We start from the raw sequence: 15303 nt of genomic DNA, 5'->3' as shown, positions 1-15303 counted from the left end.
TGATTGATTAGCAACCTTGTTAACGGTTTTCGAATATATTTGAAATTCCACCTAAAATGGAGCCTTCATCCTTTGATTTTGTAGAAGCGTTGGACAGAATTCTGCCTGCCAGCCTGCTAAATGGCAATGACTGGAGCCATACTGTACCAGGGCCTGTGAGGGTGGCAAGAAATAAGCCTTCCCCTCCGAATATTGCTGATTTAATGCCTTTCGCCATCTGAATATCGTAATTCACAGTTTTTGTGAGAGCAACCAGGCAGCCGGTATCTAAACGGAGTGTTTCACCAGGGCGAAGTTCTTTTTTTATTATGGTTCCACCTGCATGAACAAAAGCCCAACCATCTCCTTCAAGCCTCTGCATTATAAAACCTTCTCCGCCGAACAATCCTACACCTATTTTTTTATTAAATGCAATTCCGATTGATACACCTTTAGCCGCACAAAGGAAAGAATCCTTCTGGCAAACAATCTCTCCATTATACTGCTTTAAATCCATGGGTATTATTTTGCCAGGGTAGGGAGCTGAAAAGGAAACCCTTTGTTTTCCTGACCCGTTGTTGGTGAAGATGGTCATAAAAAGACTCTCTCCGGTTAAGAGTCTCTTTCCCGCAGTTAGGAATTTTCCCATCAAACCGCCTGCGTTACTTTTATCCGTTCCATCGCCAAAAATAGTTTCCATATGAATAGAACCGTCCATATACATCATTGCACCTGCTTCTGCAATAACACTTTCCTGAGGATCCAGTTCTATTTCAACCAACTGCATTTCGCTGCCAATGATCTCATAATCAATTTCATGACTTTTTTGACTCATATTAATACTTCCTTTCGTTTTCATATATATATTTATATGCAAGATTATATCAATATAAGTAATAACTAAAATATAACTTCCGCTATAAATTTCGTTCATGTATTCACTTAACTCGTCAACACTCGCTAAGAAAGCGGGAGTAACTTTTTAGTGATTCCTATCCTAAAAGAAACTAGACTTTGACTTGGTTTATGCCATCTTGTTTAAGGATTCCCATATACCGTTTAAATAAGCAATACCCAAAGCCCTGTCATAGAGTCCATAACCCGGTCTTGCCTTTTCCCCCCAGATCATTCTTCCGTGGTCAGGGCGTATGTAGCCTTTAAAGTCTATATCACGGTATGCCTTCATTATTTCAAACATGTCTAAAGAACCGTCGGATGACAGATGGGATGTTTCATGGAATGTTCTTTCCGATACAAACTTTATGTTTCTCACATGTCCAAAATGAATCCTTCCCATCTTGCCAAAATATCTTACCAACTCAGGTATGTTGTTTTCAGGGTTAGAACCTAAAGAACCACTGCAAAGCGTTAAACCGTTATAGGGACTGTCCACCAGTTTAACTAACCTTTCAAGGTTTTCCTTATTAGTGACTATTCTTGGAAGTCCAAATAGTGACCACGGTGGATCATCAGGATGAATGGCCATTTTTACATCAACTTCTTCACATACAGGAATTATATTTTCAAGGAAGTACTTCAAGTTGGAAAAAAGTTTGTCTTCATCAACACTCTTGTACTTTTCAAAGGTATCTTTCAGCTCCTTAAGCCTGTATGGCTCCCAGCCAGGAAGTGAAAATCCGTTTGAATTAGTTGCCATATCTTCAACCAGCTTTATTGGATCAACATCCTTAATAATGTTATTGTCATAATAAAGTACTTCTGAGCCGTCAGGAAGCTTCCAGGCCAGTTCGGATCTTAACCAGTCGAATACAGGCATAAAGTTGTAACAGATAACCTTAACACCGGCTTTTCCCAGGTTCCTAATGGATCCCTTGTAATTTTCTATGTATTTGTCTCTGCTGGGAAGTCCAAGTTTTATGTCTTCGTGAATATTAACGCTTTCTATTACTTCCAGTTCCAGTCCTGCATTTTCTACAGTTCTTTTTAATTCCAGTATTTTTTGCATAGGCCAGGCATCACCGACAGGAACATCGTAAAGTGCTCCTACAACTCCTGTAATTCCAGGAATCTGTCTTATTTGCTCAAGTTTTATACTGTCATCATTCACACCAAACCATCTGAATGTCATTTTCATAAGCTTTCATCATCCTCCTTGTGTTATGTAAATAATAATTAAAGGTATTTTTCCAGTACCTTTTTTACTGCATGTTTTTCACAAACCATTTCCTTGAAATATCCTTCCACCTTTTTACCTAATTCGGTTAAATAAAGATCTATTCCGAATATTTTTTCATTTGATAAAATGGGTTTAAGGCGGTCGCCTACTGAAGCCATATCAGCAAATTGAATTCCGGCGATATGGGATTTTAGTTCATTCATCATTGGATCAGGACTTAATTCCATAATTTCTCCGTTATCATCTATACCTATGAGATATCTTAACCATCCTGCAATTGCCAAAGGAATATATTTTAGGCTGTTTACATCCAATTGGTCACTGGTAGCATAAGTTTTAATTGTTTCACCAAATCTAACAGGTATTTTTTGTGATGTGTCGGTTGCAATTCTTTGTGGTGTATCAGGTATGTACTTATTTGGGAACCGTACCTCAATAACCTCTTTAATAAAGTCATTGGGATCAAGGATTTCGGGATTTGCTACAACAGGAAGCCCTTCATCATAGCCAATTTTTTCAACTAACTTTCTTAAGTGTGGATTTTTCATCTCATCGGCGATGGAGTGGTAGCCTAGGAGACATCCAAATACGGCAAGGGCGGTATGCAGAGGGTTTAAGCAGGCTCCTACCTTCATCTTTTCCACCATGTTTACTGTTTGTCTGTCGGTAAACAGAACACCTGCTGATTCAAGGGGCATGCGGCCGTTTGGAAAGTGGTCCTCAATTACCAGGTACTGAGATATCTCAGCGTTAACAAAGGGTGCTATGAATGTGTTTTTATCGGTACATACTATATCAGTGCTTTCAAATCCTATTTCACTTAACCTTGTTTTAATCTTATCAGAAGGTCTTGGGGTTATTTTATCAATCATAGTCCATGGAAATGATACCTTATTACCATTATTAAGGTAATCAAGGAATTTATCATCTACAAATCCATTCTTTACCCAGTTCTGGGCAATGGTCCTGATGGAGTTCTGAAGAACTTCTCCGTTTTTTGAGCAGTTGTCCATACTTACCAAAGCAATGGGCAGCTCACCTTTTAGATATCTGGAATATACCAATGAAGCAATTTTGGACATTATATGTTTGGGAAGCTTGGGGCCGTTTTCTATGTCATGTTTTACATCATTTAAATAATCGCCCGAAGCACCTGCTAGAGCATAACCCTTTTCGGTTATAGTTAAGCTGACTATTTGAAGCGATGGCTCTTCAAATATTTGTTTTAGCCTCTGCCAGTCATTTAGTCTTGAAGTATCTCCTACAAGACTTTCGGCGATACTTCCTATGACACTATTGTTAAGGCTTCCGTCAGGATTCATAAGTACTAAAAGGCTTAAGTTGTCATAGGGGGTATACAGCTTGTCAATTATCTCCACATCATAGGTTTCTGCAACAATTAGCCCTGTTTCTGCTTTCTTTAAACCTAACAACTTGTCTTGAAGCGGGGCAATAAAGCCTTTGAATATATTTCCGGCACCAAAATGTACCCACGTTGGGTTCTTTTTTGTTTTAGAAACCATTTCATCAATGTCATAACCTGGTATTGCTATATTTGCTTCATTCCACATTGAGCAGTCCTTAATTGCGTTTTTATTCAGTTTCATAATAATGATCCACCTTTCTTCCATATAAAAACCAATAAATATTGCATAAACTAATCTGATTTTTATAATATTATTATATAGGACGAAAGTGCCATTTTTATTGCTTTTATTGCCGAAAATATTGCAAATGTTGCTATTGTATTCAAAAGCCTATAGCTTTTTACTATACCTTTTTGGAGAGGTTCCGAATTCTTTTCTAAATGCCCTGATGAAATTGGAATAGTCGCCAAATCCGCACTGAATGCATACCTCGGTTACCTGTTTGTTGTGCTTTAGGAGTTCTCTGGCCATGATGAGCCTCTTTTGCTGAATATATCTGTGAACGGTATAACCGGTATTTTTTTTGAATTCCCTAAGAAGATGATATTTGCTTAGAAAGAACCGGGAAGATAGGGTTTCAAGAGAGACATCACCGTTCAGATTATCATTAATGTATTGTATTATATTATTGATTTTATCATTATAAATTATGTCCGATTGAGTTTCCTTGCCCATGGGCATTTGAAATGCTCGGTTAAGGAAAATTAGCAGCTCTAAAAGGTATGCTTTTTTCAGCATATCATTTCCAAAAGCTATGCTGCTGCAGGCAATACCCAGCTTTTCGACAATATTGTAAATATATTCTGAAGTATCGGGGTTAAGCCTTAAAAGGTTATACTTGTTGACCGATGTAGAATCAAAGGCTATAAAAAGGTTGGTTTTGTCAGTACACAGGCTTTTTATATAATCCGGATTAATCCAGATAACAATTCTCTCATAGGGAACTCCCTCTTCAATGAAAGCTTTATGAAGCTCCTTATTATTTACGATTAAAATATCTTTAGGTCTAAGCCTGTATGACTTTCCCTCAATAACATATGTAACGCTTCCTGAAAGAAACATATATATTTCATAGAAGTCATGATTGTGAAAATCCACTTCAACAGGAATGCTGTCATTGTAGTGGAATAGTTCAAAATCATTAGTCCTCATATGCTGCCTGAAGGTAAAATGCTGTTTTGGAAGCTTCATTATGCCACTCCTTTTTATTTATTAAATCATTTATTTTATTTAAAGATTGATTTTACTTCCTGATATAATATTATAGCAATTTTTGCATATTTACAAGCAATATAAACCAAGAAATTGGCAAAAGCATTGTTATATATTATAATTAAATCAAAAGCAAAATTATAACCTAAGGAATGACTAAAATATTACTTAAGTGAGTTACATAATCCATGATATTTAGATCGGGGAGGAAGCAAGATGAATAAACAGGAAATCCTTTCAAAAATCAAGGAAGGTGGGCTTGTTGCTGTTGTAAGAGCAGACAATGCTGAAATGGCTTTTAAAATTGCTGATGCATGCATTGAGGGAGGAGTTGCCTCAATAGAAATTACATATACAGTGCCTGGTGCAACAGAAATTATTAAGGAATTAAGCAGAAGATACTCATCAGGTGAGATCATTATCGGTGCAGGAACCGTTATGGATTCTGAGACGGCAAGAACAGCAATCTTAGCAGGGGCACAATACATTGTAAGTCCATATTTAAGTAAAGAGGTTGTAAAGATTTGCAACAGGTATCAAATAGCAAGTATGCCTGGTGCTATGACTGTGAGAGAGGCAGTAGAATGCTTGGAGGCCGGTGCAGACATTATAAAGGTGTTTCCGGGTGAAGTACTGGGACCAACTTTCATAAAAGCTGTTAAAGGCCCTATGCCTTATGCTGTTATGATGCCTACCGGCGGAGTGACACTGGAAAACGTGGGAGAATGGATAAAGGCTGGAGCAGTGGCTGTAGGAGCTGGAGGCAGTCTTACAGCAGGTGCAAAAAAAGGTGATTACAATTCGATAACCGAATTGGCCAAGAAATTTATTGATGAAATAAAGAAAGCCAGAAATCAGAAATAAGACTATCATTAAAAGAATATCAAATTATTCTGGGGGTGCTATAATGTCAAAGGTTATATGTTTTGGAGAAATAATGCTAAGACTTTCACCACCTGGTTATTTGAGGTTTAACCAGGCTTCGTCATTTGATGCTGTATATGGCGGAGGGGAGGCTAATGTGTCGGTATCGCTAGCCAATTATGGAATCGATACTGCATTTGTAACAAAGGTACCTGATAACCCTATCGGGCAGTCTGCAATAAATGAACTAAGAAAATATGGCGTAAATACAGAATTCATCGCAAAAGGAGGAGAAAGACTGGGTATATATTTTCTGGAAAAGGGAGCTTCTCAAAGACCTTCTAAGGTGGTATATGACAGATCAAACTCTTCCATTGCTACAGCAACAAGCCAGGATTTTGACTGGGATAAAATATTTGATAAAGCAGAGTGGTTCCATTTTACAGGAATAACACCTGCATTAGGTGTAAACTCAACCGTATTGGCAAAGGAAGCCTGTAAGGTTGCTAAAGAGAAAGGCTTAAAGATAAGCTGTGATCTTAATTACAGGAAAAACCTCTGGTCACCTCAAAAAGCAGGGCAGATTATGGGTGAATTAATGGAATATGTGGATCTTTGTATAGCAAATGAGGAAGATGCCGAAAAGGTCTTTGGTATAAAAGCTGACAACACCGATGTATCCGGAGGTAGATTAAGCCATGACGGGTATAAGGAGGTTGCAAGAAAGCTCGTTGAAAGGTTCAAGTTTAAAAGAGTGGCCATCACATTAAGGGGAAGTATAACTGCATCAGATAACAACTGGGCCGCCATGCTTTATGATGGGAATGAGTATTATTTCTCAAAGAGCTACCCTGTCCATATTGTAGATAGAGTCGGCGGTGGAGATGCTTTTGGAGGGGGACTTATTTATGCTATTCTAAACCAATACAATATGCAGGAGACAATTGATTTTGCAGTAGCAGCTTCATGTCTCAAACATTCCATAGAAGGTGATTTTAATCATGTAAGTGTAAATGAGGTAAAAACTCTTATGAACGGCGACGGATCAGGAAGGGTTCAAAGATAGTCCAAGGGAGACCAGAAAGCATATGAATAATATAAATGAATTGGCACAATTAGTGGATAAAGCAGTTAGGACGGTGAGAATAACCGATATTCACACTCACCTTTTTTCGGAGTGCTTTGGAAGTTTGTTTCTTTATGGCATAGATGAGTTGCTGACATACCATTATCTGGTTGCAGAGGCAATGCGGCAAATAGATATGGATGGACCAAGCTTTTACAAAATGAGTAAGAGGGATCAGGCACAGTGCGTATGGGATGCTTTATTTATAAAAAATTCTCCAGTAAGCGAACCTGCAAGATCAATTATCACTATATTTAACAAGCTTGGACTAGATGTAAATAATAAAGATTTGAACTATTACCGTGAATATTTTAGATCGGTATCTCTTAAGGAGCATATAGACAGAGTATTTGACACAGTCTCATTAAAATGCGTTGTTATGACAAATGACCCGTTGGATAAAACCGAAAGTGCAGTTTGGGAAGAAGGATATGTCAAAGATGACAGGTTTAAAGCAGCCCTTAGGGTTGATAGAATATTAAACGGTTGGGAGGATTCTCTTTCAGAACTAAAAAAGCTCGGATTTGATGTTCACAGCGATTTGTCAGGCCGAACCATTGAGGAAATAAAAAGGTTTCTTGTAGAGCATATAGACAGGATGGAGGCATTGTACTGTGCTGTGTCTCTTCCTCCTGATTTTACGATGTTTGACGGTTCAATCAGGGCAAAAATTATAGATAGCTGTATTTTGCCTGTGTGCAGAGAGAAAAACATTCCATTTGCTTTAATGATTGGGGTAAAGCGTGCTGTAAATCCTGAATTGGAATTAGCAGGAGATTCCCTTGCTAAAGCAGACATAAAAGAACTGGAATACCTTTGTTCAAATTATAAAAACAATAAGTTTTTAGTTACATTGCTCTCTCTTGAAAACCAACATGAGCTTGTTGTTACAGCGAGAAAATTCAGCAACTTAATGATTTTCGGATGCTGGTGGTATCTTAATTCACCCTCCTTGATAGATCAAATAACTAGGATTAGGATTGAGTGGCTGGGAACATCTTTTATTCCGCAGCATTCGGACTGCCGCGTATTTGAACAGCTTATAAGCAAGTGGGAACACTCTAAGACTGTGATTTCCAGGGTACTTGTTGAGAAATACAGTGACCTCTTTGCGATGAATTATAAAGTTACCGAAGAGCAAATCAAAAGGGATGTAGAAAATTTATTTGGAGGCAACTTCTGGAACTTTATAAAAGCTTACAATTTGTAAATGTCTAGGAAATTATTTTGTACTCTTGATTGGAGGGAAATCTATGGTAGAATCAGGCACGGAAAAGGATTTTGATGTAAATAGCAGCTATAGCTGCTGGTTGAGGTACAAGAGGTTTAAAGATACTGATTTGGCTCAAAAATATTTAAAATGGTGCAGTAATATAGCTGCATTTGAAGATACATCGGTTATACAGTCTGCTTTATCGGAAGTTAATATCGGTATCAACGGAATGTTAGGGGTAAAACCCATTATATCGGGATCAATTGATAAGCCATCCTTCATATTTATAGGAACATTGGAAAAGCTCAAAGCAGTTGATATTTCCATTGATGTAAATGATGAAAATGATATAGGTGATGAGGGATTTCTGATAAAATCTGTTAAGACAGGGGACAAAGATTATATAATTGTTACCGGAAAAACAGATAAGGGAGTGCTTTACGGCACATTTTCACTGCTAAGGCTTATTAGTACCAATACAGAACTTGACGGAATAAAAAGGCTGGAAAATCCATCTAACCCATTAAGAATCATTAATCACTGGGATAACATAGATGGCAGTGTTGAAAGAGGATATGCAGGAAAATCAATATTTTATGCGAATAATAAAATTACGGGAAATTTGAAAAGAATAAGGGACTATGGAAGGCTATTAGCATCAATAGGAATTAATGGTATAGCAATAAATAATGTTAATGTGCATAAAATGGAAACAAGGCTTATTAGAGAAGATTTTCTACCTTATGTTGCGAGGATAGCAAATGTATTCAGGGAATACGGCATCAAAACATACTTAAGCATCAATTTTGCGGCTCCCATCGAGATTGGAGATCTTAACACAGCGGATCCTTTTGATGCCGATGTAAAGATTTGGTGGAAAAAGAAAGCTGAAGAAATTTACAGCTATATACCTGATTTCGGTGGGTTTTTGGTAAAAGCCGATTCAGAGTTTAGACCGGGACCATTTACATATAACAGAAACCATGCAGATGGTGCAAATATGCTTGCAGAAGCTCTTGTACCCTATGGGGGTATAGTTATCTGGAGATGCTTTGTATATAATTGTCTTCAGGATTGGCGAGATAGAAAAACAGACAGGGCAAAAGCTGCATATGATCATTTTATGCCTTTAGATGGAATGTTTCTTGATAATGTTATATTGCAGATCAAAAACGGTCCGATGGATTTCCAAGTAAGGGAGCCTGTATCGCCTTTATTCGGAGGGCTTAAAAAGACCAATACAATACTTGAACTTCAGGTTACACAAGAGTATACAGGCCAGCAGAAACACTTGTGTTATCTGGTACCAATGTGGAAGGAAATACTGGACTTTGATACGTATGCAATTGGAAAAGGCTCAAATGTAAAGAAGATTGTAAATGGGAAGCCTTTTAACAATAAGTACGGAGGAATTGCAGCAGTTGGAAACGTAGGTGATGACATGAACTGGACAGGTTTTCAATTAGCACAGTCAAACCTTTACGGATTTGGACGTTTATGCTGGAACCCGGATTTATCAAAAGAGGAGATTACCGATGAGTGGATAAAACTAACTTACTCCACTGATAAAGCAGTAGTTGACACTATTTCAAAAATGCTTTTAAACTCATGGAGAATATACGAGAATTATACATCACCTCTTGGCATAGGGTGGATGGTGAATCCAAACCACCATTATGGCCCTAATGTTGACGGGTATGAGTATGACAAATGGGGTACCTACCATCGTGCTGATTGTAAGGGAATAGGGGTTGACCGTACTGTGAAAAACGGAACAGGATATACCAAGCAGTATCATAAAGAGAATGCAGAAATGTATGAGAACTTGGAAACTTGCCCAGAAGAACTGTTATTGTTTTTCCACCATGTTCCTTACATATACAAGTTAAAATCTGGTGAAACTATTATTCAGCATATTTATAACACTCATTTTAAAGGAGTGGAGCAGGCAATTAATTTGAAGGAGCAGTGGAAGAGCATTAAGGAAATGGTCGATTTTGACATTTATCAGCATGTTATTGAAAGGCTGGAAGGGCAGATAGAGCATGCTAAGGAATGGCGTGATGTAATTAACTCATATTTTTATAGAAAAACGGGAATTAAGGATGAATTGGACAGAACAATCTATTAAGGCATGAGCGAAATTTATAGCGGAAGTTATTTTTTGATCATGACTAATTATCAGGAGGCCTTTTATGCAAGATATACCGGGTTATAAAAACACAAAACTAAGCTTTGAAGAAAGAGCAAAGGATTTAGTATCTCGAATGACACTTGAGGAAAAGGTAACCCAGATGTTGCACGAGGCACCAGCCATACTGCGTTTGGAAATACCGTCTTACAATTGGTGGAATGAAGCACTGCATGGAGTAGCAAGGGCAGGAACTGCTACAATGTTCCCTCAGGCTATCGGCATGGCCGCAACATTTGACGAAGAACTCCTATATAAAATCGCAGATGTGATCTCAACAGAAGGCAGAGCAAAATTTCATGAGTTTCAAAGAAAAGGGGACCATGATATCTATAAAGGCCTGACATTTTGGTCACCAAATGTGAATATATTCAGAGATCCAAGGTGGGGAAGAGGTCATGAGACCTATGGAGAAGACCCTTACCTAACAGGAAGACTGGGAGTGGCATTCATTAGAGGCTTGCAGGGAAGCGATGAAAAATATCTTAAGGCTGCAGCATGTGCGAAACACTTTGCAGTACACAGCGGTCCTGAGAGTATGAGACATGAGTTTAATGCAGTTGTATCAAAAAAAGATATGTGGGAAACTTATCTTCCGGCTTTTAAAGAGTGTGTGAAGGAAGCAAATGTGGAAGCTGTTATGGGTGCTTATAACCGTACCAACGGAGAGCCATGCTGCGGCAGCCGGACGCTGCTAAAAGAAATTTTGAGGGAAGAGTGGGGCTTTAAGGGTCATGTAGTATCTGATTGTTGGGCTATAAAAGATTTCCATGAATTCCATATGGTTACAAAAACAGCACCGGAGTCGGTAGCTTTAGCGGTGAATAATGGCTGTGACTTAAATTGCGGAAATATGTATGCTAATCTGCTTTTAGCACATAAGGAAGGCCTTGTGACTGAAGAAACCATAGATGAATCTGTAACAAGGCTGATGGTCACAAGAATGAAGCTTGGAATGTTTGATGATCCTTCAGAAGTATCTTATACTAAAATTCCTTATGAAATAAATGATTGCAAGGAACACAGGGAATTTGCACTGGAAGTTACAAAGAAATCACTTGTTTTATTGAAAAATGAAAACAATATGCTTCCGTTAGATAAAAATAAAATTAAGTCAATAGCCATTATAGGTCCAAATGCCGATAGCAGAGATGCTTTAGTAGGAAACTATTTTGGCACTGCATCGGAGTATGTGACTGTTTTAGATGGAATTCGCGAAGCGGTTTTACCGGACACAAGAATAAATTATTCGTCCGGTTGCCATCTGTTTAAAGATAAAACAGGTCTTGCCCAGCCAAGGGACAGGTTTGCAGAGTCGTTGGCGGCTGCCCAAATGTCAGATCTGGTAATTATGTGTATGGGTCTTGATGCAACATTAGAAGGGGAACAAGGTGATGTCTCCAATGAGTATGCAGGCGGGGATAAAATTCATTTAGATCTTCCAGGACTCCAACAGGAGCTATTAGAGGCTGTTTATAAAATCGGGAAGCCTGTTATATTGATTCTTCTCTCCGGCAGTGCACTTTCAGTAACATGGGCAGATGAAAACATACCGGCAGTAGTACAGGCATGGTATCCCGGTGCTCAGGGAGGAAGGGCTATTGCATCAATGATTTTCGGAGAATTCAGTCCGTCAGGAAAGCTTCCAGTTACATTTTACAGGACTACTGAAGAACTTCCTGATTTCGACGATTACTCCATGAAGAACCGCACATATAAATACATGGAAAACGAAGCTCTTTATCCTTTTGGGTATGGCATTAGTTACACCAGGTTCCAATATAGCGGACTTAAGCTTTCCAAGGATAAAATCAGCATCGGTGAAAAAATAGAATGCAAAGTGAAAGTTAAAAATGTAGGAGACTACGAATCGGATGAAGTAGTAGAGATGTATCTAAAAGATATTGAGGCAAGCAGTCTTGTTCCAAAGTGGAAGCTGGCGGGTTTTAAAAGAATTCATTTAAAGCAGGATGAAGAAATGGATGTTGAATTTGATATAAAACCTGAACAAATGGCGATGGTTGATGATGAGGGTAGAAGTATATTAGAGCCTGGGTTATTTGAAGTTTTTATTGGCGGAAGTCAGCCCGATGAAAGAAGTCAGAAGTTAACAGGTACAAAGGTTCAGACGGCCAAATTTGAGGCTATCGGCAATGCAATAGAGTTTTAGTAAAAGCAAATTTATTATTGTCCGGAAATTATGGTGTCTTTTGAAATTTAAATACAGTAATATCATATGATACAGACACCGTAATTTCTTGCGACAACTATCAAGGTTGATAAAATCATCTCATGGTTTCTTTGTTTTGCAGTAAAATCAAATGTCTTGATGCTAATCCATTTGGTATATCTAAATAGCCTTAACTTTAATATTCCTGTACTCTCCGGGGGTTATGCCTACATACTTCTTAAAGAATCTGTTAAAGCTCTGGTTGTTATTATACCCCAGACTAAGTGCGATTTCATTTACATTCATGTCTGTTTGCCTGAGTAATCGCTGTGCTTCTTCAATCCTTAAATTGTTTATGTAATTTACAATGTTTTCACCTGTTTCATCATTAAATATCTTACGGACATGTGAATAGCTTAAGCCTACATGCTCAGCCAGCATATTTATATCAATATCTTTTTTATAGTTTTTATGTATGTAATTCATTATATTTGTGATATGTTCTTTATTATCGGCCTTTGGCTTTTGACAGAATTCTATGATGCGAAGGTATATTTTGGCCAGCCACAAGCTAACATCATCCAAAGTTTCTATTTCCGTTAACTGGTTGTAAATGTTAAAGTCATTGCCGAAAATATCACTAACGCTTATGTTTAAATTAAGGAGATACTTTATAGTGCTTCCAAGCAGTTGATTGATAATCAGAATAACATTATCATATGCCAGCTTTTTATTTTCCTTAATATCAGTGAAGAAATCACTTAAGGAACTTATCAAGGCTTCTTTAGAACCGGCATCAACATAGTTTAAAATCTGTTTTTCGAATGTAAAAGGATAATAATACTTGCTATTTCCGGTATAGGTATCTTCATTGGTTATTATAGTTCCATGGCCCCTCATAAATCTTAGTTTTAATAGGTTCTGTGCATCAAAATAGGATGTCTTCACATCTGTCAGGCTGTTGTAAACATTCCCCACACTAAAAGTAACAGAGCTGTCGATTACCTTGGATACTTCTTTTTGTAATAGAGCAAATCTCTGCTTCAAGACAAAGATAGTTTTAGTATAATCGGATGTATCAGGGTTCATGATAAGTACGATTTTATCCTTTTCCATAACCAGCCCTGAACATGGTATGGATTCTGAAATTACATCTTCAGAAGTATTCAATATAGCTGTTTTTAAATAATACTGGTGATCGCTTGAAAAGTTGGAAACAAACTCATTAAAACGGTCAATAGATATGATTGCACAAATAAAATATTGATTGTGAAACATTTCTTGATGCTCATCAGCTTCAGAAGATCTGCCTTTGAGTAAACCCAATAGATAATTTTCCCTTAGATGCCTTGTGTTTTTTTCAATGGTATTAAAAAGTTGATCTTCTTGTTTCATCAATGAATCAAATGCTTTTGATAAAAGGGCTACTTCATTTTCATTACCTATTATATCTATGCCCTTACGGTTCTTAATATCGTTTACAAGCTTTTTAACAGGATTATAAAGCTTTCGTGAAATAAAGTAGGATAAAAAAATTCCTACAACTAGAAGTATAAGGGATATATATATTATAAGCATTCTTATTGAAGTAAATGTATTAGTAAGGTTATCAAGGGAAAATGTACCCACAAATATCCAATCTTTTATGTCAGATTTTAAGTAAGTTACCAGATATTTTTTGTTATTAATTTTTGTGATAATAGAGCCTTCTTGCTTATTACTGGTCAATACGCTTTTTATGTAATCTTTGGAGGATATATTTGAACCCACCAGGGTCTTATCAATATCAGTAACACCAAGACCTTTTGAATTTATAATGCTTATACATCCTTCACTGTTTAAATTATTGCTGTTAATTAATTTGCTTAATGAGTCTTCATATACATTTACCACAATTGCCCCGCTTAAATTTGTTGTATAAGGTGTAAGCGGATATATATAAGAAAGAACATAGTTAGATGAAGTGGAAACATTGCCCGTGTTTGTTTCATTCACAGAACTATTTAAACGCCTTTGATTGGCTAGCCTGGGGTTGAGCCATGATATGGGTTCATTGGAATATTTGCTGGCCTTATATGACTTAACCCATTCTATGTCATCAAAGTTATCTTTAAGACATACATCTTCACTTGTAATAACATAGTTTGAATTATCCAAATACAGATACACAGAGTGATATCTATCGTTTGTATTGACAACACCCGCAAGCATACTTTGGATCTGGTACATAATAAACAATTCTTCTTTATTTTTTGAATTGGCTTCAAAGTTTGTATAGTCATAATAATTAGTAAGGTTGCTGTCTAAGGAAATACGCAAAGCATCTTTTTGTACAGTGTTAGCTAACAATTCAGTGATGCTTTTGGATACTTTTAACTTACTTATACCTGAGTTGCTGATTTCAGTTTCTGAATAATTCATTATAGAATAGCTGGATAGTGTAGCAACTATTATAACAGGAATTATAATAAAAAGTGAAAGTGCAATAAAAAGCTTAACTATCAAAGTATAATTTTTCACGTAACACCTCTAAATTAAATTGGGATAAAATTATTTTGATATTTTAATGATTATATCAGAATCAATTATATAGCAAGTTACACTTTTGTAAAATATATCACTTTTAATTATTATACATTATTATGAATTAATTTCAAATAAATTAATTTATCAATTTGTACGATATATATGGTAAATTTAATTCTTGTTTTTGCGTGGAAATAGTTGGGAAATTAGAAATGATTATTTTACTGTTGTAAGTAATATAAAAAGCTCGGAAAGGTTATAAAATAAACGGATAAGCAAAAGTGATATATAGAATAATTGTCATTCTTGAATAACTTTTGGAGATTAGTATAATGAAAATGTAACTCATTTCCTTATCAGGTTAATAATTTTTAGCTTATCATTATTTGATTTTTTTATCGTTGCATAACTTGTACTTGAACTAGTCATAAAAATATATAAAGCTATAGCATGCGAGT

The 15303-nt window shown here is 36.7% G+C and carries 10 protein-coding genes; 5 read left to right on the top strand and 5 right to left on the bottom strand.

Annotation, left to right across the window (positions count from 1 at the left end; genetic code table 11):
• Positions 1-19 precede the first annotated feature (19 nt).
• The 4 genes from Bccel_RS15865 to Bccel_RS15850 all read right to left on the bottom strand — a co-directional run bounded on the left by Bccel_RS15865 (position 20) and on the right by Bccel_RS15850 (position 4734).
• Positions 20-814, bottom strand: coding sequence for a TIGR00266 family protein (locus Bccel_RS15865; RefSeq protein ID WP_036939207.1), 795 nt, complete (start codon positions 812-814; stop codon positions 20-22).
• A 189-nt stretch (positions 815-1003) separates the two neighbouring features.
• Positions 1004-2074, bottom strand: a complete 1071-nt coding sequence (uxuA, locus tag Bccel_RS15860) for a mannonate dehydratase (RefSeq protein ID WP_036939102.1) — start codon at positions 2072-2074, stop codon at positions 1004-1006.
• A 38-nt stretch (positions 2075-2112) separates the two neighbouring features.
• Positions 2113-3723 carry a mannitol dehydrogenase family protein gene (locus tag Bccel_RS15855; protein ID WP_036939101.1) on the bottom strand — a complete coding sequence of 537 codons (1611 nt, stop codon included), beginning with the start codon at positions 3721-3723 and terminating at the stop codon, positions 2113-2115.
• A gap of 150 nt (positions 3724-3873) precedes the next feature.
• Positions 3874-4734, bottom strand: a complete 861-nt coding sequence (locus Bccel_RS15850; RefSeq protein WP_036939100.1) for an AraC family transcriptional regulator — start codon at positions 4732-4734, stop codon at positions 3874-3876.
• Positions 4735-4971: 237 nt separating this feature from the next.
• Between Bccel_RS15850 and Bccel_RS15845 the strand changes: the two genes are divergently transcribed.
• The 5 genes from Bccel_RS15845 to Bccel_RS15825 all read left to right on the top strand — a co-directional run bounded on the left by Bccel_RS15845 (position 4972) and on the right by Bccel_RS15825 (position 12319).
• Entirely contained in the window at positions 4972-5619 is a 648-nt protein-coding gene (locus tag Bccel_RS15845) for a bifunctional 2-keto-4-hydroxyglutarate aldolase/2-keto-3-deoxy-6-phosphogluconate aldolase (RefSeq protein WP_036939099.1), read from the top strand.
• 43 nt (positions 5620-5662) lie between these two features.
• A complete protein-coding gene (locus Bccel_RS15840; protein WP_036939098.1) occupies positions 5663-6685 on the top strand; it encodes a sugar kinase in 1023 nt (340 codons plus the stop codon).
• 22 nt (positions 6686-6707) lie between these two features.
• Positions 6708-7955: a hypothetical protein gene (locus Bccel_RS15835; protein WP_036939096.1), complete on the top strand. Its 1248-nt coding sequence runs from the start codon at positions 6708-6710 to the stop codon at positions 7953-7955.
• Between the two features lie 43 nt (positions 7956-7998).
• Entirely contained in the window at positions 7999-10089 is a 2091-nt protein-coding gene (locus Bccel_RS15830) for an alpha-glucuronidase family glycosyl hydrolase (protein ID WP_036939094.1), read from the top strand.
• 64 nt (positions 10090-10153) lie between these two features.
• Entirely contained in the window at positions 10154-12319 is a 2166-nt protein-coding gene (locus Bccel_RS15825) for a glycoside hydrolase family 3 C-terminal domain-containing protein (RefSeq protein WP_036939092.1), read from the top strand.
• A 180-nt stretch (positions 12320-12499) separates the two neighbouring features.
• Here Bccel_RS15825 and Bccel_RS15820 read toward each other — a convergent pair whose 3' ends face one another.
• Positions 12500-14839, bottom strand: a complete 2340-nt coding sequence (locus tag Bccel_RS15820; RefSeq protein ID WP_036939090.1) for an AraC family transcriptional regulator — start codon at positions 14837-14839, stop codon at positions 12500-12502.
• Between the last annotated feature and the right edge of the window lie 464 nt (positions 14840-15303).

The organism is Pseudobacteroides cellulosolvens ATCC 35603 = DSM 2933 (assembly GCF_001262605.1).
GTDB classification, from domain to species: Bacteria; Bacillota; Clostridia; order Acetivibrionales; family DSM-2933; genus Pseudobacteroides; species Pseudobacteroides cellulosolvens.
Note: the sequence above shows the minus strand (reverse complement) of the source record. Positions and strands in the feature narration are given on the sequence as shown.